The organism is Methylobacterium sp. J-072 (assembly GCF_022829425.1).
In the GTDB taxonomy this organism is placed as follows: Bacteria; Pseudomonadota; Alphaproteobacteria; order Rhizobiales; family Beijerinckiaceae; genus Methylobacterium.
In genome coordinates this window covers 114,150-135,323 of the sequence record NZ_JAKSYK010000083.1, presented here as the reverse complement: position 1 = coordinate 135,323, position 21,174 = coordinate 114,150, and the positions used below count along the sequence as shown (strand labels likewise).

Annotated in this window: 23 protein-coding genes; 18 read left to right on the top strand and 5 right to left on the bottom strand. The window is 71.9% G+C overall.

Annotation, left to right across the window (positions count from 1 at the left end):
- Positions 1-3 precede the first annotated feature (3 nt).
- Positions 4-582, top strand: coding sequence for a phage tail tape measure protein (locus MKK67_RS08875; RefSeq protein ID WP_243963495.1), 579 nt, complete (start codon positions 4-6; stop codon positions 580-582).
- Positions 583-594: 12 nt separating this feature from the next.
- Here the strand turns inward: MKK67_RS08875 and MKK67_RS08870 are convergent, their stop codons facing one another.
- Positions 595-1,317, bottom strand: coding sequence for an SDR family oxidoreductase (locus tag MKK67_RS08870; RefSeq protein ID WP_243963494.1), 723 nt, complete (start codon positions 1,315-1,317; stop codon positions 595-597).
- Positions 1,318-1,427: 110 nt separating this feature from the next.
- Between MKK67_RS08870 and MKK67_RS08865 the strand changes: the two genes are divergently transcribed.
- Positions 1,428-2,357 (top strand): LysR family transcriptional regulator, encoded by a 930-nt coding sequence (locus MKK67_RS08865; RefSeq protein ID WP_243963493.1) that lies wholly within the window; start codon positions 1,428-1,430, stop codon positions 2,355-2,357.
- Positions 2,358-2,565: 208 nt separating this feature from the next.
- Here MKK67_RS08865 and MKK67_RS08860 read toward each other — a convergent pair whose 3' ends face one another.
- Positions 2,566-3,474, bottom strand: coding sequence for a TauD/TfdA dioxygenase family protein (locus MKK67_RS08860; RefSeq protein WP_243963492.1), 909 nt, complete (start codon positions 3,472-3,474; stop codon positions 2,566-2,568).
- A gap of 240 nt (positions 3,475-3,714) precedes the next feature.
- On the opposite strand from MKK67_RS08860, the gene MKK67_RS08855 reads away from it, so the two are divergent.
- The 3 genes from MKK67_RS08855 to MKK67_RS08845 all read left to right on the top strand — a co-directional run bounded on the left by MKK67_RS08855 (position 3,715) and on the right by MKK67_RS08845 (position 5,973).
- Complete coding sequence (locus MKK67_RS08855; RefSeq protein ID WP_243963490.1) at positions 3,715-4,356, top strand: DUF2460 domain-containing protein; 642 nt, start codon at positions 3,715-3,717, stop codon at positions 4,354-4,356.
- A gap of 214 nt (positions 4,357-4,570) precedes the next feature.
- Positions 4,571-5,446 carry a DUF2163 domain-containing protein gene (locus MKK67_RS08850; protein WP_243963488.1) on the top strand — a complete coding sequence of 292 codons (876 nt, stop codon included), beginning with the start codon at positions 4,571-4,573 and terminating at the stop codon, positions 5,444-5,446.
- A complete protein-coding gene (locus tag MKK67_RS08845) occupies positions 5,443-5,973 on the top strand; it encodes an NlpC/P60 family protein (RefSeq protein ID WP_243963487.1) in 531 nt (176 codons plus the stop codon). Before MKK67_RS08850 ends, MKK67_RS08845 begins: the two co-directional genes overlap by 4 nt.
- On the opposite strand, the gene MKK67_RS08840 is transcribed toward MKK67_RS08845, so the two are convergent.
- On the bottom strand, positions 5,904-6,188 hold the full coding sequence (locus MKK67_RS08840; protein WP_243963486.1) for an addiction module antidote protein: 285 nt from the start codon (positions 6,186-6,188) through the stop codon (positions 5,904-5,906). The genes MKK67_RS08845 and MKK67_RS08840 overlap by 70 nt on opposite strands.
- A complete protein-coding gene (locus MKK67_RS08835) occupies positions 6,188-6,574 on the bottom strand; it encodes a type II toxin-antitoxin system RelE/ParE family toxin (protein WP_279594486.1) in 387 nt (128 codons plus the stop codon). The genes MKK67_RS08840 and MKK67_RS08835 overlap by 1 nt, the downstream gene beginning before the upstream one ends.
- Between MKK67_RS08835 and MKK67_RS08830 the strand changes: the two genes are divergently transcribed.
- Complete coding sequence (locus MKK67_RS08830) at positions 6,573-10,469, top strand: glycoside hydrolase/phage tail family protein (protein WP_243963485.1); 3,897 nt, start codon at positions 6,573-6,575, stop codon at positions 10,467-10,469. The two genes, MKK67_RS08835 and MKK67_RS08830, sit on opposite strands and share 2 nt — an antisense overlap.
- Before the next feature lie 179 nt (positions 10,470-10,648).
- A complete protein-coding gene (locus tag MKK67_RS08825) occupies positions 10,649-11,905 on the top strand; it encodes a DUF2793 domain-containing protein (RefSeq protein WP_243963484.1) in 1,257 nt (418 codons plus the stop codon).
- A gap of 284 nt (positions 11,906-12,189) precedes the next feature.
- Here MKK67_RS08825 and MKK67_RS08815 read toward each other — a convergent pair whose 3' ends face one another.
- Positions 12,190-12,762, bottom strand: coding sequence for a GDSL-type esterase/lipase family protein (locus MKK67_RS08815; protein ID WP_243963483.1), 573 nt, complete (start codon positions 12,760-12,762; stop codon positions 12,190-12,192).
- A gap of 45 nt (positions 12,763-12,807) precedes the next feature.
- Here MKK67_RS08815 and MKK67_RS08810 point away from each other — a divergent pair, with 45 nt between their 5' ends.
- The 11 genes from MKK67_RS08810 (at position 12,808) to ccmI (ending at position 21,135) form a co-directional block, all read left to right on the top strand.
- A complete protein-coding gene (locus tag MKK67_RS08810; protein WP_243963481.1) occupies positions 12,808-13,359 on the top strand; it encodes a phage tail tip lysozyme in 552 nt (183 codons plus the stop codon).
- Positions 13,356-13,883, top strand: a complete 528-nt coding sequence (locus MKK67_RS08805; RefSeq protein ID WP_243963479.1) for a hypothetical protein — start codon at positions 13,356-13,358, stop codon at positions 13,881-13,883. The genes MKK67_RS08810 and MKK67_RS08805 overlap by 4 nt, the downstream gene beginning before the upstream one ends.
- 334 nt (positions 13,884-14,217) lie before the next feature.
- Entirely contained in the window at positions 14,218-14,538 is a 321-nt protein-coding gene (locus tag MKK67_RS08800; RefSeq protein WP_243963477.1) for a hypothetical protein, read from the top strand.
- On the top strand, positions 14,535-14,735 hold the full coding sequence (locus tag MKK67_RS08795; RefSeq protein ID WP_243963476.1) for a hypothetical protein: 201 nt from the start codon (positions 14,535-14,537) through the stop codon (positions 14,733-14,735). Before MKK67_RS08800 ends, MKK67_RS08795 begins: the two co-directional genes overlap by 4 nt.
- 208 nt (positions 14,736-14,943) lie before the next feature.
- Positions 14,944-15,315 (top strand): PepSY domain-containing protein, encoded by a 372-nt coding sequence (locus MKK67_RS08790; protein WP_243963475.1) that lies wholly within the window; start codon positions 14,944-14,946, stop codon positions 15,313-15,315.
- Positions 15,316-15,350: 35 nt separating this feature from the next.
- Positions 15,351-16,028 (top strand): response regulator transcription factor, encoded by a 678-nt coding sequence (locus MKK67_RS08785; RefSeq protein WP_243963474.1) that lies wholly within the window; start codon positions 15,351-15,353, stop codon positions 16,026-16,028.
- 38 nt (positions 16,029-16,066) lie between these two features.
- Complete coding sequence (locus tag MKK67_RS08780) at positions 16,067-17,188, top strand: 2-methylaconitate cis-trans isomerase PrpF family protein (RefSeq protein WP_409568382.1); 1,122 nt, start codon at positions 16,067-16,069, stop codon at positions 17,186-17,188.
- 14 nt (positions 17,189-17,202) lie between these two features.
- Complete coding sequence (locus tag MKK67_RS08775; protein ID WP_243963472.1) at positions 17,203-18,621, top strand: sensor histidine kinase; 1,419 nt, start codon at positions 17,203-17,205, stop codon at positions 18,619-18,621.
- 105 nt (positions 18,622-18,726) lie between these two features.
- Positions 18,727-19,245, top strand: a complete 519-nt coding sequence (locus MKK67_RS08770) for a hypothetical protein (protein ID WP_243963471.1) — start codon at positions 18,727-18,729, stop codon at positions 19,243-19,245.
- Positions 19,246-19,283: 38 nt separating this feature from the next.
- Entirely contained in the window at positions 19,284-19,457 is a 174-nt protein-coding gene (locus MKK67_RS08765) for a hypothetical protein (protein ID WP_243963470.1), read from the top strand.
- Positions 19,458-19,647: 190 nt separating this feature from the next.
- Positions 19,648-21,135, top strand: coding sequence for a c-type cytochrome biogenesis protein CcmI (gene ccmI / locus MKK67_RS08760; RefSeq protein ID WP_243963468.1), 1,488 nt, complete (start codon positions 19,648-19,650; stop codon positions 21,133-21,135).
- Positions 21,136-21,174 lie beyond the last annotated feature (39 nt).

Below are 21,174 nucleotides of genomic sequence, written 5' to 3'. Positions count from 1 at the left end.
CCGATGATCGACGCCGAGCCCGATCCGCAGGATGCCGCCCGGATCAAGCAGCTGGAAACCCTGGACCAGCTCGCCAAGAATTTCGGCCGCAGCCTGGATTCGGCGCTCACCCGGGGCGCCGCCTCCGGCCGCAGCCTCGACGGCGTCCTCGGCACGATCGGCAGCAGGCTCGCTGGTGCGGCGGCCCGGGCGGCCTCGGGCCCGATCCGCTCCGGCATCACCGGCCTGGTCAACGCCCTGCTCGGGGCCGGCGCCGGCAGCGAGACCGGCTTCGCCCGGGGCGGCGTGTTCCGGGGCGGCCGGGTCCAGCCCTTCGCGGCCGGCGGCGTGGTGGCCGCGCCGACCTATTTCCCGATGGCCGGCGGCACCGGCCTGATGGGCGAGGCCGGCCCCGAGGCGATCCTGCCGCTCAACCGCGGCCCGGACGGCCGCCTCGGCGTCGCCGCGGGCGCCGCTGCGGCCCGCCCGGTCTCGGTGACGGTCAACATCGCCACCCCCGACCCCGGCGCCTTCCGCCGCTCGGAGGCGCAGGTCACCGCCAGCCTCGCCCGCGCCGTGGCCCGAGGGCAGCGGGCGACGTAAGTTTTTGGCGAGTCAGGAAATCAGCCCGCCGCCATCGACGACCAGGGTCTGCCCCGTGGCGAAGCTCTGGCGCATCAGGAACAGATAGGCCTCGGCCAAGTCCTCGGCGGAGCCGACGCGGCCGACCGGCAACCGCTCGCCCGCTGCCGCATACATCGCTTCGCGATCGGCCTCGGGAATATCGCTCCAGAGCGGCGTGCGCACGAAGCCCGGCGAGACGATGTTGACCCGGATCGGTTTCAGCTCCAGCGCCAGGGCCCGCGTCAGCCCCTCCATCGCCGCGCAGACGCTGGCGCCGAGCGCCCAGCCGCCCTGAGGCGGCCGCGCCCCCGCGATGCCCGACGTGAAGACGACGGAGCCGCCCGGCCGGATGCGCGGCACGCCGTGCTTGGCCGCCGCGAAGGCGCCCCAGAAGCGGACATCGAAGAACTGCCTCGCGTCTTCGAGAGGCAGGTCGGTGATCGGGCCGATCTTGAGGCTTTCCCCGGCGGTGAACACCAGATGATCGAAGGCGCCGATTCGCAGGAAGGCCTCCCGCATCGCCGCTTCGTCGCGGAGATCGAGAACGATCCCCTCGGCGTTCGCCGGCAAGTCGGCCAGGGCGGCGCCGACCCGTTCCGGCGTCCTGGAGACGACGATCGGCGATCCGCCCTCACGCGCCACGGCCTTCGCCACGGCCAGACCGATGCCGGAGGTTCCCCCGAGCACCACCACACGCTGTCCATCCATTGTCATCGTCGCGCTCCCGATCCGGTGCGGATTTCCGCTCCGGGATCAGGCTAGGCGCTGGACGAGGCGTGACAGAAGCGCATTATCCTCACGCTTATCGTGACTTGGGATCACCGATGAACGTCGATCCAAGGCTGTTGGGTGGGATCGGCACCCTGATCGCGGTGGCGGAGGCCGGAAGCTTCGCGCGGGCGGCCGAGGTGCTCCACCTCACGCCCTCGGGCGTCAGCCGTTCGATCGCCCGTCTGGAGGCGCGGCTGGGTGTCCGCCTGTTCGAGCGCAACAGCCGGTCGAACACGCTGACGGAGGCAGGGCACAGGTTCTTCGCCGAGGTTTCACCGCTGCTCGTCGGCATCTCGGAGGCGGCAAGCCATGCTGCAGGCGATGCGGTGTTCGTGCGCGGGCGGCTTCGGGTGAACTGCGATGCGTGGTTCGCCAGCCTGATGCTGGCACCGCGCCTGCAGACTTTCCTCGACGCCTATCCCGATCTCACCCTCGACCTCGTGGTCTGCGACAGGCTGGGCGACCTCGTGTCGGACGGGTTCGACGTCGCCATCCGGTTCGGCGAGCCGGAACCATCCGGGCTGGTGACGCGAAAACTCTTGGACACGCGCATCGTCACCTGTGCCGCGCCGAGCTATCTCGCCCGGCGCGGGGCTCCCGGCCACCCGCGCGATCTGGCCTCCGGGCATGAGTGCCTGCTGTTCCGCGACCCCGTTACCAGCCGGCCCTTTCCCTGGGAATTCCACCGCGGCGGCGAGGTCTTCGGCGTGAAGGTCAGCGGCCGCCTTCTTCTGAACGATGTCGCGACCAGTCTATCGGCCTGCCTTGCCGGCCTCGGCATCGCCCAGCCGATGGCCCTCGGCATCGACGCGATGCTGCGTGACGGCCGCTTGGTGGACCTGTTTCCCGATTGGGCCGACGAGCGCTTCCCGCTGCATATCTACCACCCGTCGCGGCACCTCTGCCCTCTAATCGTCCGAGCGTTCATGGATTTCGTCGTCGCCACGATAAGCGCAGGGGACCGCGAGCCTCAGCCGCAGTGACCGGAGGCAGCGGACAAGCCAGCTGCACGGATCCCCGGAGGCCTCCTTCGAGGTCCACTTGCGCGGGGACCTTCAGCGTCAGGTGAAGATGAGTGAGGCCTGGCGAACAACTTCGGAAGACAGTCGTCGCCAGCACTCATAGCGTGCTGGCGCGCAGCTGATCACGCTGACCCATCTTGCGGTGCCGGAAGGTCCTTCAGGGGTCCCCTCACGCCGCCTTGCTGGCTGCCGCCTCGCGCGCCCGGCTGCGGCGTCCGTCGACGCTGACCGGGGGGACGCCTTCGATGGTCACGCGGCGCACCACCCGGGGCTGGTCGCCGTAATCGTCCACCGCCCGGTGCACCGTCGCCCGGTTGTCCCAGATCGCCACGTCGCCCAGCCGCCAGGACCAGCGCACCGTGTTCTCCGGCCGGGTCGCGTGGTCGGTGAAGATCGCGAGCAGATGCTGCGAATCCGAGGTCGTGAGCCCGAGGATGCGCTGGATGAAGTGCCCGACGATCAGCGAGCGCTCGCCCGTCTCCGGATGCACATGCACCAGCGGGTGCTCGGTCTCGTAGACGGTCTTGGTGAACACCTCGTTGTAGCGCTGGCGGCCGGCCTCCGGGGCGTTCACGCGCCCCCCGACGTAATCGTAGACGTTGGAATGCAGCGCCCAGAGCCGGTCGGCGAGGTCGCGCAGGGGCTCGGGCAGCTCCGCGTAGGCCGCCGCCGTGTTGGCCCAGAGGGTGTCGCCGCCATAGGCCGGCAGGGTCACGGCGCGCAGGATCGAGATCGCCGGATAGGCCGGCACGAAGGTCACGTCGGTGTGCCAGGAGCTCGCCCGTTCGCCCCGACTGCCGTCGAGGTCGAGGACGCCCGTGGTCCCGGCCAGCGACGGCACGGTCGGGTGGGGGACGAGATCGCCGAGCCGCCGGCCGAACGCCTCCTGCCCCGCCTCGTCGAGATCCTGGTCGCGGAAGAACACCACCTTGTGGGTGACGAGCGCTTGGCGGATCGCCGCCACCGTCGCGGCGTCGAGATCGCCCGAAAGCGCCACGCCGCGGATCTCCGCGCCGATGCGGCCGGCGACCCGGCGGATGTCGAGAGTGGGGTGCAGCGGCTGCGGGACGGCGCTCATCGGAAGGCTCCTCGGTGGATCGGCGACGACGCACGCCTCCCGGCCAAGATCTTTCGAGATCTGACGGAGATGGAAATCTTCGACGAAGCGTCTGTCGTCTTCGGTGATCTTTGACCGGTCTCGGCCCGTTGTCGATGAACGGCGTTTCTGAAGTTTCGCCCGTTTCCAAAAGACTCTTCCCGGTCATCCGCGGCCGGGAGGACGTGCCTTCTCCGGCCCCATCTCCGGGATCATCGCGCCATGGCCGACGCCTTCCACGAGGTGCTGTTTCCCCTCGACGTGTCGCTGCGCGGCAGCGGCGGGCCGCAGCGGGTCACCGAGATCGTCACGCTGGCCTCGGGGCGGGAGCACCGCAACGGCCGCTGGGCCGATTCCCGCCGCCGCTACGATGCCGGGTTCGGGGTGCGCGGGCTCGATTCCCTCCACGCCGTGCTGGCCTTCTTCGAGGAGCGGCGCGGCCGGCTCTACGGCTTCCGCTATCGCGACCGGGTCGATTTCCGCTCCGGCCCGCCCGGCCGGGCGATCGGCCCCCTCGATCAAACGCTCGGCACCGGCGACGGCGCCACGGCGTCGTTCGCGCTGACCAAGACCTATGGGTCCGGCTTCGCGCCCTATCGCCGGCGCATCGCCAAACCGGTTTCCGGAAGCGTCCGGGTGGCCGTGGCCGGCCGGGAGGTCGGCGCCGACGCCTTCGCGTGCGACCCGACCACCGGGCTCGTCACCTTCGCGGCCGGCCATGTCCCGGCCAAGGGCGCGGCCGTCACCGCGGGCTTCGCCTTCGACGTGCCGGTCCGCTTCGACACCGACGACCTCACCATCGACCTCGCGGCCTTCACGGCCGGCGAGATCCCGAAGGTGCCGCTCGTCGAGATCGTGCCGTGAGCGACGCAGATTTCGGATCGTCCGATAGGCCGCGAAAAGGCGCGGGTCCCCTCTCCCGTGCGGGAGAGGGACAGGGTGAGGGATGCGACTTCTCCGGAAAAACCTGGTCCCTCACCCCAGCCCTCTCCCGCACGGGAGAGGGCGCGCGTCGAGCTCTGCAAAAGCTGTCGCGCCTCAAACCTGTGTCGCCCGTAGGTGCCTTGAGGGGAAAAAGATGCGCGATATCCCAAGTGCCTTTGCGGCCCATCTCGCGGGCGGCGTCACCACCCTGTGCCGCTGCTGGTCCCTGCGCCGGCGGGACGGCGTCGCGATGGGCTTCACCGACCATGACCGCGACCTGACTGTCGCGGGCCTGGTCCATGCCGCCCGCACCGGGCTGGAGGCCGCCGAGGCCAGCGCCGAATCCGGCTTCGCGGTCTCCGGGGGCGACGTGGCCGGGGCGCTGAGTTCCCTCGGGCTGACCGAGGCCGACATCGCCGGCGGCCTCTACGATGGCGCCACCGTGGAGACCTGGCTGGTCGACTGGACCAGCCCGGAGACGCGCCTGCTGCTCGATGTCGGCACGATCGGCGAGGTGCGCCGGGAGGGCAACGCCTTCGTGGCGGAGCTGCGCGGCCTCGCCCACCGGCTCGGGGCCGAGCGCGGCCGGACCTTCCGGGCGACCTGCGGCGCCGATCTCGGCGATGGCCGCTGCCGGGTCGACCTCGCGGCCTGGCGCACCACCGGCCGGGTCACCGGCCTGCCCGAACCCGCGACCCTGGCGGTGGCCCTGGCCGGCGGCTTCGCGGACGGGCTCTTCACCGGCGGAACGCTCACCTGGACGGCCGGCGCCAATGCCGGCCTCAAGGCCGACGTGCGGCTCCAGCTCGACGCGCTCCTCGAATTGTGGACAGCGCCGCCCCGGCCGGTGGCGGCGGGGGATGCGTTCAGCCTCACCGCCGGCTGCGACAAGCGGCTCGCCACCTGCCGGGACCGGTTCGCCAACGCGGTCAACTTCCAGGGCTTCCCGCACATGCCGGGCAACGACGCGGTGATGCGCGCGGTGCCGGGCTCGGAGCCCGTCCTCGACGGTGGGAGCCTGTTCCGATGAGCGCGATGCCAAGGGATATCGGCCCGGACATCGGCCTGGCGGCCCTCGGCGAGGCGCGGCTGTGGCTCGGCACGCCTTACCGGCACCAGGCGTCCCTGCGCGGCGTCGGCTGCGACTGCCTCGGGCTGCTGCGCGGGGTCTGGCGCGGTCTCTACGGGGCCGAGCCGGAACCGGTGCCGCCCTATGCCGCCACCTGGGCGGAATCCGCCGCCCCGGGCACCGACCCGCTCACCGCGGCGGCGGCACGCCACCTCGTGCCGGTGGCCGGCGCGACGCCGGGGCCGGGCGACGTGCTGCTCTTCGCCTTCCGGTGCCACCTCCCGGCCCGCCACTGCGCCATCGCCACCGGCGACGGCGCCATGATCCACGCCCACGACCACGCCGCCGTGGCCGAGGTGGCCCTCACCGCCTGGTGGCGCCGGCACCTGACGGGACTGTTCCGGTTCCCGGAGGATCCTTACGAGGAGCCTGTCGCCACGGTGAGCTTGACGCCCAACGCGTCCATGACCTTGCGGACGGTCTCGTAGCGCAGCTTCGAGCCCGGGGTGAGCGCCTTGTACAGACTCTCCCGCCCGAGGCCGGCCTCCCGGGCGATCTGGCTCATGCCGCGGGCCTTGGCGACATCGCCGAGCGCCGCCACGAACAGCTCGGGATCGGGATCCTCGAGCGCAGCCGCGAGATATTCGGCGATCGCCTCCTCGCTGTCGAGGAATTCCGAGGCATCGAAGGGTGTGAAGGACATCAGGCGATACCGTCGAGATGTTTGGCCAGGACCTTGGCTTTCTGAATATCTCGATCCTGACTGGATTTCTCGCCGCCGTTCAGGAGCAGATAGGTCACCTCACCCCGCCGAACATAATAGAGGCGATACCCCGGACCGTACGCGATCCGCATCTCGAACACGCCATCGCCGACCGGTTTGACGTCGCCAAAATTGCCGAGGCCTGCGGCGCGGATCCGGGCGGCGATACGCGCCTTCGCGCGGTGATCCCGCAGGTCGGCAAGCCACCGACGGAAGCTATCGGACAGCAGAATCGTCGCCACGGCGACAACGTATTCGATCGGATACGGCGCGGCAATCCGCGAACCTCGTGTCCGATCGACCCTCGGACGCCCGGAGCCCGCCATGGCCACCTTGATCCTGTCGACGGCGGGCGCGGCGGTGGGGACCGCTCTGGGCGGGCCGATCGGGGCCGTGGTGGGCCGCGTGCTCGGGGCGGCCGCGGGGGCGGGGCTCGACGGGATGCTGTCGGGCTCCGGGCGGCACACGCGCTTCGTCGAGGGGCCGCGGCTCGCCGACGTCGCCGGGCTGTCCTCCACGGAGGGCGATCCCATCCCCCGGGTCTACGGGCGGGCGAAGATCGGCGGCAGCCTGATCTGGGCGACCCGCGCCCGGGAGGTCGCCAACACCACGGTGGAGCGCGCCGCCTCCGCCTCCAAGGGCGCGGGCGGGCAGAAGACCGTGCGCACCCGCTACGCCTACTACGCCAACCTGGCGGTCGGCCTGTGCGAGGGCGAGATCGCGATGGTCCGCCGGATCTGGGCGGACGGCAAGGAGATCGACCAGGTCGGGATCACCCTGCGGGTCCATACCGGCGGCCCCGATCAGGCGCCGGACCCGCTGATCGTCGCCAAGGAGGGCGCGGAGAACGCCCCGGCCTATCGCGGCCTCGCCTACGTGGTGTTCGAGAACCTGCCGCTCGCCGATTTCGGCAACCGCGTCCCGCAATTCGCCTTCGAGGTGGTACGCCCGGTCAACGGCTTGTTCCACCGGATCCGCGCCGTCGACCTGATCCCGGGGGCGGGCGAGTTCGCCCTCGATCCGAATCTGGTCACCGTCGATCTCGGCCTCGGCCGGACGCAGGCGGCCAACCGGCACCAGCTCCAGCGCGCCACCGACGTCACGGCGTCGCTGGACGCCCTCCAGGCCCTGTGCCCGAACCTGCGCCGGGTCGCCGTGGTGGCGACGTGGTTCGGAACCGACCTGCGCGCCGGCTCCTGCCGGGTGGTGCCGAAGGTCGAGACCGCGGGCAAGCAGACCAAGCCCGAAGCCTGGAGCGTCGCCGGGATCACGCGCGAGAAGGCCGAGGTGGTCTCGACCCTGCCGGACGGCACCCCCGCCTATGGCGGTACGCCGTCGGATGCCGGGCTGACCCGGCTGGTGGCCGATCTCGTGGCCCGCGGCCTTGAGGTGCTGCTCTACCCGTTCGTGATGATGGACGTGGCCGCAGGCAACGGCCTGCCCGATCCGCGCGTGCCCGGGGCGACCCAGCCACCCTATCCCTGGCGCGGGCGCATCACCTGCGATCCGGCCCCGGGCGTCTCCGGCAGCCCGGACGGCACCGCCGCCGCGGAGGCGCAGATCCAAGACTTCTTCGCCAACGGCTACCGCGCGGAGGTGCTGCATTATGCCGGTCTCGCGGCGCAATGGGCGGCGCGGGGCGTGCGGATCGCCGGCTTCGTGATCGGCAGCGAGTTCGTCGGCCTCACCCGGGTGCGCGGCGCCGCCGGCTATCCGGCCGTGCAGGCGTTCAAAAACCTCGCCGCGGAGCTGCGGTCCCGCCTCGGCGTCGGCGTCACGCTCGTCTACGGGGCGGACTGGACCGAGTACGGCGCCCATGTCCGCGACGGCGGCGCCACGATCCGGTTCCCCCTCGACGATCTGTTCGCCGATGCCAACATCGGCGCGGTCGGGATCGACTGGTATCCGCCGATCTCCGACTGGCGCGACACGCCGGACCATGCCGACCTCGCGGTCTCGGGCGACATCGCCGACCGCACCTACCTGAAGGCCCGGGGCGCCGCCGGCGAGGCGTTCGATTGGTACTATGCCGACGCGGCCGGGCGGGCGGCGCAGGCGCGCCTGCCGATCCAGGACGGCGCCGCCGGCAAGCCGTGGGTCTTCCGGCCCAAGGACCTCATCGGCTGGTGGTCGAACCCGCATGTCGAGCGCGATGGCGGCGTCGAGACCCGCGCCACCGCCTGGGTACCCAAGGGCAAGCCGATCTGGCTCACCGAGGTCGGGGTGCCGGCGGTGGACAAGGGCACGAACGGCCCCAACGTCTTCCCCGATCCGAAATCCGCCGAGGGCGCCTACCCGCCGCAATCCCGGGCTCTGCGCGACGAGCTGATCCAGCTGCGGGGCGTCGAGGCGGTGATCGCCCGGTTCGACCCGGCCGCCGCAGGCTTCGCGGAGGCCGACAACCCGGTCTCGCCGGTCTATGGCGGCCGAATGGTCGATCCGGGATCGATCTTCGTCTGGTCCTGGGACGCGCGGCCCTACCCGGCCTTCCCAGCCGTGCAGGCCGTCTGGGCCGACACCGCCAACTGGCGGGTCGGGCACTGGATCACCGGACGGATCGAGGGCTGCGACCTCGACCTGCTGGTCCTAAAAATCCTGGCCGATTTCGGCTTCGACGCGCCGGTCGCCGTGGAGGCCGCCGCCTTCCTCGACGGCTACGTCATCGACCGGCCTCTCTCGGCGCGCGCCGCCCTGGAGACCCTGGCGCAGGTCTACGGCCTCGACGTCTCGGCGGTGGCCGGTACCCTGCACCTGCGCGGGCCCCGCCGCGACAGGCCGGTGGTGCTGGCCGAAGCCGATCTGATCCGGCTGTCGGAGGAAAAACCGGTCCTGCGCCAGGTCCGGGCCGAGGAGAGCGGGCTGCCACGCTCGGTCGAGCTCGGTCTGACCGAATCCGAGAGCCCGGATTACCGCCGCGCCGCGGCCGCCGCGATCCGCCCGGTGGGCGAGCGGCGGCGCGAGACCCGGATCGAGGCGGCCATCGTCACCCGCCGGGAGACCGGCGACGACCTCGCCGAGGCGATGCTCGACCGGGTCATCGCCGCCCGCGACAGCGCGGTCTTCACCCTGAGCCCGCGCCGGCTGGAGCTGGAGCCCGGCGACCTCCTGGCGGTGCCGGCCGACGTGCCGGGCGGGACGGTTCTGCGCAAGATCGACCGGATCGACGACGCGCCCACCGGACGGCGGATCGAGGCCAGCGGCGTCCCGCCCCGGGGCGGGCCCGCGCGCGGCCTGCCCCGCAGCCAAGCCCTGCCGGCCGGTGCGACGCCGGCCTTCCCGGGGCCGCCCTTCGCGCTCGCGCTCGACCTGCCGGTGGATCGCGGCAGCCCGACGGTGCTGCAATACCTCGCGGTCGCGGCGGAGCCCTGGCCCGGGGAGGCGGCCGTTTGGCGGGCGGAAGGATCGGGGCCGCTCAGCTTGCACGGCCTCGTCGATTACCCGGCCTGCCTCGGCCGGACCCTCACGGCCCTGCCGGCCGGACCGCTCTGGCGGCTGCAGCGGGGTGTTTCCCTCGACGTCACCCTGCGCCGGGGCGGGGCGCTCGGATCGATCGGCGAGGCCGCGATGCTCGCGGGCGGCAACCTGTTCGCGCTGATCGGGCCGGACGGCGCCGTGGAACTGCTCTCCGCCGCTAATGCCCTGCTGATCGGCTCCGATACCTACCGGCTCTCGGGGTTTTTGCGAGGGCTCGCCGGCAGCGAGGCGTCGGCCGGCCGTGCGACCCCGGGGGGCAGCCTGATCGTGCGGCTCGACGACGGCGCCGTGGTGCCCCTGGTCGAGCGCCTGGACGAGGTCGGCCGCGGTTTCCGCTACCGGGTCGGACCGGCCGCCCGGGACCCGGGCGATCCGGCTTTTTTGGAATTTGCCGCCACGGCCGGGCTCGCGGCTTTGCGTCCTCTGCGGCCGGTCCACCTGCGGGCGCGCCGGGAAGCCTCGGGGGTGCGCCTCTCCTGGATCCGCCGGGCGCGCCGGGACGGCGACGCCTGGGAGCCCGCCGAGATCCCCCTCGACGAGCCGGAGGCCTACGCGGTCACGGTCTATTCCGGCGCCGGCACGCCCCTGCGCCGGATCCGAGCCGAGGCGCAGAACTGCCTCTACGCCGACGAGGCGGCCGATTTCGGCGGCAAGCAGACCAGCCTCGACGTGGCCGTGGCCCAGATCGGCGCGGTAGCGGGCCCCGGCCCGGCCAGCCGCGCCCGCATCCCGATCCGAGCCGCCTGATCCGGCTTCCGAACGAAGCCCTCACCGTCATTGCGAGCGCAGCGAAGCAACCCAGGGCAGCGCGCGATCCCCGAACCGAGGCGCGTCCCTGGGTCGCTTCGCTGCGCGCGCGATGACGGCACTGCACACAGCCGGCCGGGCAATCCCGCCGGACACCGCACGTCTTCCGGAGCCCCCCCATGACCGACGCCACGCTCCGCCTCGGCCTGCCGCTGATCGCGGCGAGCCAGGCCCAGAAGCACGTTACCCACAACGAGGCGCTCAACCTCCTCGACGCCCTGGTCCAGCTCGCTTGCCTGGACAAGGACCTCACCGCGCCGCCGCAGAACCCCGCAGAGGGCGACCGCTACCTCGTGGTCGCATCGAACCCGGGGGGCGCCTGGGCCGGGCTCGCCGGCCAGGTGGTGCGCTACGCCGACGGCGTCTGGATCGGCGCCGTGCCCCGGGCCGGCTGGTTCGCCTACCTGATCGACGAGGCCGATCTCTACGTGTTCGACGGCTCCTCTTGGGGCAGCTTCCGCCGGACCCTGACGGCGATCCAGAGCGTCAGCCGGCTCGGCATCAACACCGGGGCGGATGCCACCAACCGCCTCGCGGTCAAGTCGGACGCGGCCCTGCTCACCTGGGACGACGCCACGCCGGGCTCGGGCGACATGCGGATCGCGGTCAACAAGCAGGCCCCGTCCCGGGACGCCGCCCTGATCCTCCAGACCGGCTACTCCGCCCGCGCCCTGCTGGGCCTCCTCGGCAGTGACGACTTCTCCCTGAAGGTGTCGCCGGACGGGTCCGCCTTCAGTACGGCACTCACCGCCTCCGCGGCGAAGGGCGGGATCGATTTCGCCTCCACGGAGACCGTGCTGGCCTCCGCGGCGACCACGGATCTCGGTGCCGCCGGCACGCGGCGTGTGCTGTTTACGGGCACGGCCCGGATCACCCGCTTCGGCACCGGCGCCGACCGGGAACGGCTTGTACGTTTCGCCGGCGCCGCCACCCTGGTCCACGATTCCGAGCAGCTGGCGCTGCCAACCCGGGCCGACATCGTCACGGCCGCCGACGACACCTGCCTCGCCACCTCGGACGGCGCCGGCCGCTGGCGCGTGCGCCACTACCAGCGCGCCGACGGCACGCCGCTGGTGCTCGGCACGCAGGCGCTGGCCCCGAACGGCTACGCCCGGCTCGCCAACGGCCTGATCCTGCAATGGGGGCTCGCCACGAGCGCGGACGCCGATGTCTCCGTGTCGTTCGCCCCGGCGTTTTCTAGCGCCTGCCTGGGCGTTTGGGCGCAGCCGGTCGCCCGGGATGCCGGGACGCTCTACGCCAGCCAGGTCAGCGACGTGACCGCCACCGGCTTCACCCTCCGCAACCGCCGCACGACCGGCGGCACGGTGACGGGGGGCGGGACCGTGTCGACTTACTGGTTGGCCCTGGGGTCTTGAGGGGGCTTGATTCTGAAGCGTACCGTGCGGGCACGTTCCCCTCGCCCCGCTTGCGGGGAGAGGGCTTCGGCGACCTCGTCGTCGCCGAAGCGAGGCGGCAGCCGAGGGTGAGGGGGTGGCTCCGAATGAGTCTCATCCGTTCAAGCCCCCTCACCGCCGCTCCGGCTTCGCCTGCGCTTCCCGCACGGACGACGAGGTCCGTGCGGGCCTCTCCCCGCAAGCGGGGCGAGGGGGCGCCAACGTTGCCGTCGCGATAGGCCGTTGAAGCCGGCAGCCCCGCCTCACTAGCTCAAGGGCCGATCATCCTCCGGCGCCAAAGCCGCCAGCATCGTCGGCTCGATCGCCGCGTAGCCGGCTCCGTTGAGGTGGATGCCGTCCTCTGTAAATTCCGGCCGGAGCGCGCCGGACGGGGTGGCGAGGGGCGCGTGATAGTCGATCAGCGCCGCGGCGCTGGCGGCGCAATGGGCGCGGATCCAGCGGTTCAAGGCGTGGATGCGTGCCACCGGCCGCAGCTCCGGGCGCCACCCCCAGAAGTCGCTCGGCATCACGGTGCCGATCCAGAGCGGCAGCCCGGCCTCGAAGGCCTGCCGGGCCATGGCGGCGATGTTGTCCCGGATCGCCCCGTCCGAGACCGGGCCGCCGATCTCGGCGATGTCGTTGATCCCGCACAGCAGGTGGACGCCCAGGGCGCCGGCCGCGTCCCGCAGGAACCGGGCGCGGATCTGGCCGCTCGTCTGGCCCGGCACGCCCCGGGCGGTGAACCCGTGCCGCGCAAACGTCTCGGCCCGGGCGACGCCCCAGCCGGCGGTGATCGAATCGCCGATGAACACCAGCGGCCGGTCCTGTCCGTGTCCCACGTGTCCCCCGTCCGCGCCGCGCGGACCCATGCCCGGAGAACCCCCATGCCCGCAACCACCGGTCCGGCCCGGGGGCCGGGCGACGCCTTCGCGGCCGGATGCCGGAGCCTCGGGCCGCGCCTGATGCGCGATCTCGGGCTCACCGATCTCCAGGCCGCGGGGCTCCTGGGCAATCTCGGCCACGAGAGCGGCGGCTTCCGCCAGCTTCAGGAGGTCGCCCCTTCGGTGGCCGGGTCCCGGGGCGGCTGGGGCCTGGCGCAATGGACCGGCCCCCGGCGCGTCGCCATGGAGGCGTGGTGCCGGGCGCAGGCGCTCGATCCGGCATCCCTGGACGCGCAGTACCGCTACCTCTGCGTCGAGCTGCGCACCACCGAAGCTACGGCGCTCACCGCCCTGCGGCAGGCCCCGACCCTGGAGGCCGCCACCGAGAGCGTGTGCCGGCTCTTCGAGCGGCCGGGGGTGATCGCCCTGGCGAGCCGGATCGCCTGGGCCTGCCGGGCGCTCGCCGCGCTGCGTGAGGGCACGTCCGCGCCGCCCCTTCCCGAATCCCGAGCCGGCCGGGTCCGCCGTGCGCGCAACACCGGAGATCGATCATGACGCAGCTCTTCCGTGCCGGGCTCGCCCTCGCGGGTGCCGCGATCCCGTTCGTCGCCCTCGTATCCCCGGCGCTGGCCGGTGCGCCGGCGGGCGGCGTGGCGATCCCCTGGGGCGACTGGCTGGTCGGCCTGCTGCAGCCGGTCTCGGCGGTACTGGTGCCGGTCGCCGCCGCGGCGGTCACCGCCGGGATCGCCCGGGTCGCGCCCTGGGCGGCCTCGCTGCTGACCCGGGAGCGGGTCGAGGCGGCGATCCGGGCCGGGGCCGAGTACGGCCAGAACGCCGTCGCCGGCGCCGCCCGGGGCCGGACCGTGAGCGTCGATCTCGGCTCCGCCGTGGTGGCGGCCGGTGCCCGGCACGTCCTGGCGCATGCCCCGGCCCATGTCGTCCGGCAGGCCGGCGGCGCCGAGGGCGTGGCCGCCCGGATCTTCCGGTCCCTGCCCCTCGACCCGCAGGCCAGCGTCGGCAACGTCCTGACCCCGGCGCTGGCGAAGCTGCGCGAGGGAGATGCGGCCCATCGGGCCTGACGGCGTCCGGCGCTATTCGCCCGTAAGTCGTTGATTTCACACGTCTTCTGACGAGGCTGAAGTTCCCTTTCCCTGGTGGGTGCGATGGTCACACATCGGCTGGTGCAGGCCACCACGCGCTCCCTCTCCCGTGCGGGAGAGGGTTGGGGTGAGGGACCAGGTCTTTCCGGAGAGGTCTTATCCCTCACCCTGTCCCTCTCCCGCACGGGAGAGGGGACCCGCGCCTCCTACGGTCGACGATGCGTGAGTCCTCCCGAGCCCGCACGGAAAGGGCGCAACGCGGCCTGCGCACGACCCTGTGCAAGTCCGGCAAGGCTCTGAGGGGCAGGAAATCATGAACGCCGCCCATCACCCCCCGCGCCATCCGCCGAACCCCGACGGCCGGGCGCGCACCATCCGGTTCCCTCCGTTCTGGCACGCCTATGTCGCGCGCCAGACCGAGCCGCGCCTGGCCGTCCTCGACGCGCTCGTGGACGCCCATCTCGAGCGGCGGGTGCTGCGCCGTTATCTCCGGCGCCTCAAGCACGCGACCCTGTTCGCCTTCGTCACCGCGGCGGCCGCCGCGCACTGGTTCTCGGACCAGATCGCGTGGCTCGTCGAGCGCATGCCCGCCCTGCGGGCGTTCTGGACGCTGATCATGGGAGGCCCGCGATGAGCCGACACTGGAACCGGATCCTCGACCGGATCTGGCTCGCCCTGTCCGGGGCGGCCGCGATCGCGATCATGCTTCAGCTCGGCGCGCAGATCGGCGCGCGGCCCTGGTCGATCGACGCCGTCCTGGCCGCCCACGCGGCCGCGCCGGCGAGCCTGTTCCGGCCGTCCCCGCCGGCCGGTTGCCGGGACGACCGCTAGAGCCGCCGGCCGGGCCCCGCAATCGCCTGTGTGGCGCGTCGCGCGGGGTGGAACCCGAAAAGCCCGTCGGCCGTAGTGCCGGACGATGCCGCCCGCGATCAGATCCTTCACGCTTCCCCGTTGCCGACAGCCCGCCGATCGCGCGTCGTCGGACCTGCAGCTCCGTATTCAGGGCGCATTCAGTGCCCTCGGCGCTACGTGTCTGGCAATGCGCTACGCCATCGCCCTCGTCGCCATCAGCCTGACCGCCGCGGCGCTCGCCGCCAGCGGCCTCGGCTCCATGGCCGATGACGGCCCGGCCCCGCAGACGGCTCAGGCGGCGGATCCGACGCCCTTGCGGATCGAGTCCTGCCTGTCGCCGGCCGACATGCGCGAGGAGGTCGGCGAGCGCCGGGTGATCGCCCCGGTGGCGGCGATCCGGGCGGCCCGCACGGTGATCCCCCGGGCCGAGATTCAGCGCGCGAGCCTCTGTCGCCACGAGGACGGCCTCGTATACATGCTCACCGCCTTGCGCCGGGACGGGCATTTCGTGCACGTGATCGTCGACGCCCGTACCGGCAAGGTCGCGGGCCAATATTGACCGGGCTTCACACCCGCAGCGGAATGGAGTGAGCCGTGCGACTGCTCGTCGTGGAGGATGACCGGGACATCAACCGGCAGGTGGTCGCGGCGCTGGAGGAGGCCGGCTACGTCGCCGACAAGGCCTATGACGGCGAGGAGGGCGGCTATCTCGGGGAGAGCGAGCCCTACGACGCGATCATCCTCGACATGGGCCTGCCCAAGGCCGACGGTGTCTCGGTCCTGCAGAAATGGCGCCGGGCCGGGGTGAAGACGCCGGTGATCATCCTCACGGCTCGGGACCGCTGGTCGGACAAGGTCGACGGCTTCGATGCCGGCGCCGACGATTACGTGACCAAGCCGTTCCACATGGAGGAGCTGATGGCCCGGGTCCGGGCGCTCCTGCGCCGGGCGGCGGGCCACGCCTCCAGCCAGATCGCCTGCGGTCCCGTCACCCTCGACACCCGCTCCGGCAAGGTCTTCGTCGACGGCGCCCAGGTGAAGCTCACCAGCCACGAATACCGGCTGCTCTCCTACCTGATGCACCATACCGGCCGGGTGGTCTCCCGGGCCGAGCTGACCGAGCACCTCTACGACCAGGATTTCGACCGGGATTCGAACACCATCGAGGTGTTCGTCGGCCGCCTGCGCAAGAAGCTCGCGGTGGACCTGATCCAGACCGTGCGCGGCCTCGGCTACCTGGTGGATCCGACCCAGCCGCCGGCCCGGGTGTGACGGGTTTGCCCAGCCCCGGCACGCTGCGGGCCGTGTTCATGCGCGGCGGCACGAGCAAGGCGCTGATGCTGCGCCGGCAGGACGTGCCCGGGGACATCGCCGCCTGGGAGCCCGCCTTCCTCTCCGCCATGGACAGCCCCGACCCGTTCGGGCGCCAGCTCAACGGCATGGGCGGGGGCGTCTCCTCGGTCTCGAAGATCTGCATCGTCGAGCCCTCGATGCGGCCGGATGCCGATATCGACTACACCTTCGTGCAGGTGGTGGTCCGCGAGGGGCGGATCGACCTGTCCGGCAATTGCGGCAACATGCTTTCGGCGGTGGGCCCCTTCGCCGTGGACGAGGGCCTGGTGGAGGCCGCCGACGGCCCGGTGCGACTGCGGATCTTCAACACCAATACGCGCAAGCGCATCGAGGCCGCCTTCGAGGTCCGGGGCGGCCGTGCCGTCTATCGCGGCGACCTGGCGATCCCCGGCGTCACCGGCACCGGCGCGCCGATCCGCCTCGACTTCGTCGATCCGGGCGGCGCCACCACCGGACGGCTGCTGCCCACCGGCGCCGTCCGGCAGACCCTCGACGTGCCGGGCCTCGGCCCGGTCGAGGCCTCGCTGGTGGACGCGGCCAATGCCTGCGTGTTCGTCCGCGCCGCCGATCTCGGCCTCACCGGCACCGAATTGCCCGCCGCCCTGGAGGCGGTGCCCGGCCTCCTCGACCGGCTGGCGCGGATCCGCCTGGCCGCCTCCGTGGCGATGGGCATCGCTCCCGACATCGAGGCCGCCGCGCGGATCGTCCACGTGCCCTTCGTGGGCCTGGTCGCGCCGCCGCAGGATTCCTCCAGCCTGTCCGGTACGGCGATCCGCGCCGCGGACGTCGACCTGACCGCCCGGGTGATCTCGAACGGCGTGCCGCATCAGGCCCTGCCGCTCACCGCCACCCTGTGTCTCGCGGTGGCCGCCCGGATCGAGGGCAGCCTGGTCCACGAGGCCGCCCGCGCCACCGGCGATGCGGCCCTGCGGGTCGGCATGCCGTCGGGCATCCTCACCGCCGACGCAGCCGTGACGCGGGACGGCGCCGGATGGCGGGCGGAGCGCGGCTCGTTCTTCCGCACCGCGCGGCCGCTGATGCGGGGTGAGGTGTTCTATGATGCGGTGACGCCCGGGTGAGTGCGGTTGCACCGATGAAAACCCTGATCGGTCTCTTCTCCCTGCGCCGCCGCTCGATCGCGGTGCGGCTGGCCGTGTCGGCGTTCCTGTCGAGCTCGGCGATCCTGCTGATCGCCGCCTGGATCCTCACGACCCTCTACCGGGAGAACACCGAGCGCGCCTTCGACAGTCGGCTCCTGGTCTTCACCAACAATCTCGCCACCGACCTGGTCTCGCCCAACGACCCCGAGAGCCGGACCTTCTCGCTCGGCGATCCGCGCTTCGACCTGCCCCTGTCCGGCTGGTACTGGCAGGTCGGCAAGCCCGATGCGAAGCCCCGGGACCTGCGCACCTCCCGCTCGCTGGTCGGCGTGCCGTTGGGGCCGGCCACCGATTCCGACGGCAAGGTCGGGGTCGGGCAGATCCGCCAGGGCTACGGCAAGGCCCAGGACGGGCGGCTGCTGCGCATCATGGAGCGCGACGTCGATCTCGGCGAGGAGGGCCGCTACACCGTGCGGGTCGCCGGACCCGCCGACGAGATCGTCAACGATGTCGACCGGTTCCGGAACTCGCTGACCATCACGTTCGGGCTGCTCGGCCTGTCGCTGGCGATCACCACGCTCTTGCAGATCCGGTTCGGTCTCGCGCCCCTGAAGAAGATGCGCGCCGCGCTCGGCGCCGTGCGCCGCGGCGAGGCCGACCGCATCACCGGCACCTATCCGCGCGACATCGCCCCGCTCACCGGCGAGGTGAACCTTCTGATCGAGACCAACCGGGAGATCCTGGAGCGCGCCCGCACCCAGGTCGGCAACCTCGCCCACGCGCTCAAAACGCCGCTCTCGATCATCGTCAACGAGGTCGGCGCCTCGGACGCCCCCGAGGAGCTGTCCCAAAAAATTCGCGAGCAGGCCGCGGTGATGCGCGACCAAGTGAACTACCACCTCGACCGCGCCCGCGCCGCTGCCCTGGCGGGAACCCTCGGCACCTCGACGGAGGTCGAGCCGGCCCTGGCCGGCCTCGTGCGCACGTTCGGAAAAATCTACCGGGACAAGGACATCGCCTACGACGTCCATGTTCCCCCGGGCCTGCGCTTCCGGGGCGAGCGCCAGGATTTCGAGGAGATGGTCGGCAACCTCGTCGACAACGCCTCAAAATGGGCCCACGGCCGGGTGGCGATCCGGGCCGAGGCGGTGGCCAAGCACGATTATCCCCACCTCGTGGTCGCCATCGAGGATGACGGCCCGGGCCTGCCTCCGGAGGCGCGTCAGGCGGTGCTCGGCCGCGGCCGGCGCCTGGACGAATCGAAGCCGGGCTCCGGGCTCGGCCTCTCCATCGTGGCGGATCTCGCCACCCTGTACCGGGGGCGCTTCACCCTGGAGCAGGCGAGTCTCGGCGGCCTGCGGGCTGTTCTGGAGGTGCCGGGTGATGCGCCCGTCGGGGCGGCCAGCCATTGATGGAATTCAGGTCGGGCGGCAAAGGCGGCCGTGTTGACGCCGGCAATCTTCAGGTCTGACAGTGCCGCAAAGCTTGCCGCGTAGGCTGTGCAGTGGAATCAGATCTTGGCGTTCGTCTCCCTCATCTCGGGGATACCGGCCTCATTCAGCATCGAAGCCGACGGCGACACGGCGCACGTGGTTCTCGTGCCGGTCGCTTATTGCGATGTCAGCGACAGGCTGGTTCAGGTCGAATCGAGGCTGACATACACGCAGGCAACCTTGCCGCGCCTGAACATCGCCTCATTCCACGAATTCTCCTTCACGATCCTGGTTGTCAGTCTGTCGGACGATACGCCGACCTATGAAACGCAAGATCGGACCTACGCACGGCCCTACCTGCCCGATGCGTGTCGGCCCCTGATCATGCCGATCGTCTCGGCTTGTCTAAGAGCGCTCGTCGCTCATGTACGGCCGACGGTGATCTACCGCGTCACGAAGTCTCGCAGTCCGCCCGAGAAGGCGCTGCAGAAAGATGTCTTGCTGACACGAACGCTGGAGGATGAAGGCTATGCGGTCATGGAGACCGGAACGGATCTGTGGGGCCGAAGGTTTTGGGTCCTGAGGCGCGCGTTGACAGTCTGAGATCCGTGTGGAGGATATCGGTCGTTCAGGAGGATGCCATGACCACCACCCTGCGGCATCCGCGCAGCGACGATCATTACGTCAGCGACCGCGTCTTCGATGGTGTCCGGACACGCGATGCCGACACGTCGGTTCGGGATCGCGAGCGGGCCGTGAAGCAACTGGACCGTCTTCGCGCGGGGCGCCGGGCGGATGGCGGCAAGCGTGCCTGATCGCGGCGATGTCTGAAGCTGCGACGTTCGAAGACCCCGCCCGAGCGGGGTTTTTTATTGCTTTTGCGGGACCGGGCCCCCAAGCGAAGTCTCGCGCCGACCGGGATGAGCGGCGAAGCGATCAATCCTTCCTGCGGCCTATCGTGTTAGGCCTTCCCGGACTGGGCCACGGCAGAGTTTCCGAGTTTCGATGACGGCGATCTGGTTCATCCTGGCGGGCATGACCGCGGCTTGCGTGCTCGGCCTGCTCTGGCCGATGTCGCGGCGCACGGCCGTTCCGGCCGGCGAGGCGGGCGGCTCCGGCATCGATACCGAGACCGCGTTCTACGAGGACCAGGTCGCCGAGATCGCCCGCGACCAGGAGCGCGGCCTGATCGCCCCGGACGAGGCCGAGACCGCCCGCGCCGAGGCGGGCCGCCGGCTGCTGCGGGCGAGCCGCGAGGCAAGGCACGACGCGTCGGATGCCGTCGCGGACGAGGCCGCGCGCCCGGCCGAGCCGCGGCTGCGCCGGCGCCGGGCGGCCTCCGCCTTCGCGCTGTCCACGATCCCGCTGGTCGCGCTGATCGCCTACGGGCTCTACGGCTCGCCGGAACTGCCGGCGCAGACCGATGCCGACCGGCAGGCCGCCCGCGGCGGCACCGAGGACCTGATGAAGGCGGTCGGCCAGATCGAGGCGCGCCTTGCCCGCGATCCGAACGACGCCCGCGGCTGGGCCGTGCTCGCCCCCGTCTACATGCGCACCGGCCGGTTCGACGACGCGGCCCGCGCCTTAGCCAACATCGCCCGGCTGAAGGGCGAGACCGCCGACACCCTGGCCGATTGGGGCGAGGCCCTGACGGCTTCGGGCGAAGGCACCGTCTCGCCCGAAGCCAAGGCCCTGTTCGAAAAGGCGCAGGCCAAGGATGCGAGCGCCGCCAAGCCGCGCTTCTATCTCTCGCGCGCGGCCGAGCAGGCCGGCGATACCGGCGAGGCGATCCGCCAGCTCAGCGCCCTGGAGGCCGCGAGCCCGGCCGACGCGCCCTGGCTCGGACTGGTCCGGCAGAACCTCGCTCGGCTCAAGGGCGAGCCGGCGCCCCCCAGCGCTCCTCCGACAGCCCAGAAAATTCCGGCCGAGCAGCAGGCTGCGATCCGTGGCATGGTCGATGGGCTCGATGCCCGGCTCAAGGCCGGCGGCGGCACCCCCGACGAGTGGCTGCGGCTGACCCGGTCCCGCGCGGTGCTCGGCGAGCCCGATCAGGCGGTCGCCGCCCTGGCCCGGGCCCGGGTGGCGCTGGCCGGCGACCCGCAGGGGCTCGCCCAGGTCGAGGCGGGCGCCCGCATCCTCGGCCTCGATCCCGGCAGCCAGGCCCCACCGGCGGCACCTGGTCCCATGGCGGGGCCCGCGCCCCGCTCCGACACCGAATCGGCCGCCGCGGCCATGCAGGCGATGTCGCCGGCCGAGCGCGACGTGGCGATTCGCGGCATGGTCGACGGCCTCGACCGGCGTCTCACGGCCCGGGGCGGTACGCCGGACGAGTGGCTGCGGCTCGTGCGCTCCTACAGCGCCCTCGGCGAGCGCGATCAGGCGATCAAGGCCCTCGACCGCGCCCGGATGGCGCTCGCCGCCAATTCCGAGGCGGTGAGCCGCCTCGACGGACTCGCCCGGGAACTCGATCTGGCCCCCAAATCCAATCCCTGAGAACCGTTCGTACGACAATCGGTCCTGCTTCACGCCCTT

Coding starts and splice junctions, on each gene's coding strand:
- MKK67_RS08875 (WP_243963495.1), top strand. CDS start 4: ATGATCGACGCCGAGCCCGATCCGCAGGATGCCGCCCGGATCAAGCAG.
- MKK67_RS08870 (WP_243963494.1), bottom strand. CDS start 1,317: ATGACAATGGATGGACAGCGTGTGGTGGTGCTCGGGGGAACCTCCGGC.
- MKK67_RS08865 (WP_243963493.1), top strand. CDS start 1,428: ATGAACGTCGATCCAAGGCTGTTGGGTGGGATCGGCACCCTGATCGCG.
- MKK67_RS08860 (WP_243963492.1), bottom strand. CDS start 3,474: ATGAGCGCCGTCCCGCAGCCGCTGCACCCCACTCTCGACATCCGCCGG.
- MKK67_RS08855 (WP_243963490.1), top strand. CDS start 3,715: ATGGCCGACGCCTTCCACGAGGTGCTGTTTCCCCTCGACGTGTCGCTG.
- MKK67_RS08850 (WP_243963488.1), top strand. CDS start 4,571: ATGCGCGATATCCCAAGTGCCTTTGCGGCCCATCTCGCGGGCGGCGTC.
- MKK67_RS08845 (WP_243963487.1), top strand. CDS start 5,443: ATGAGCGCGATGCCAAGGGATATCGGCCCGGACATCGGCCTGGCGGCC.
- MKK67_RS08840 (WP_243963486.1), bottom strand. CDS start 6,188: ATGTCCTTCACACCCTTCGATGCCTCGGAATTCCTCGACAGCGAGGAG.
- MKK67_RS08830 (WP_243963485.1), top strand. CDS start 6,573: ATGGCCACCTTGATCCTGTCGACGGCGGGCGCGGCGGTGGGGACCGCT.
- MKK67_RS08835 (WP_279594486.1), bottom strand. CDS start 6,574: ATGGCGGGCTCCGGGCGTCCGAGGGTCGATCGGACACGAGGTTCGCGG.
- MKK67_RS08825 (WP_243963484.1), top strand. CDS start 10,649: ATGACCGACGCCACGCTCCGCCTCGGCCTGCCGCTGATCGCGGCGAGC.
- MKK67_RS08810 (WP_243963481.1), top strand. CDS start 12,808: ATGCCCGCAACCACCGGTCCGGCCCGGGGGCCGGGCGACGCCTTCGCG.
- MKK67_RS08805 (WP_243963479.1), top strand. CDS start 13,356: ATGACGCAGCTCTTCCGTGCCGGGCTCGCCCTCGCGGGTGCCGCGATC.
- MKK67_RS08800 (WP_243963477.1), top strand. CDS start 14,218: ATGAACGCCGCCCATCACCCCCCGCGCCATCCGCCGAACCCCGACGGC.
- MKK67_RS08795 (WP_243963476.1), top strand. CDS start 14,535: ATGAGCCGACACTGGAACCGGATCCTCGACCGGATCTGGCTCGCCCTG.
- MKK67_RS08790 (WP_243963475.1), top strand. CDS start 14,944: ATGCGCTACGCCATCGCCCTCGTCGCCATCAGCCTGACCGCCGCGGCG.
- MKK67_RS08780 (WP_409568382.1), top strand. CDS start 16,067: ATGCGCGGCGGCACGAGCAAGGCGCTGATGCTGCGCCGGCAGGACGTG.
- MKK67_RS08775 (WP_243963472.1), top strand. CDS start 17,203: ATGAAAACCCTGATCGGTCTCTTCTCCCTGCGCCGCCGCTCGATCGCG.
- MKK67_RS08765 (WP_243963470.1), top strand. CDS start 19,284: ATGACCACCACCCTGCGGCATCCGCGCAGCGACGATCATTACGTCAGC.
- ccmI (WP_243963468.1), top strand. CDS start 19,648: ATGACGGCGATCTGGTTCATCCTGGCGGGCATGACCGCGGCTTGCGTG.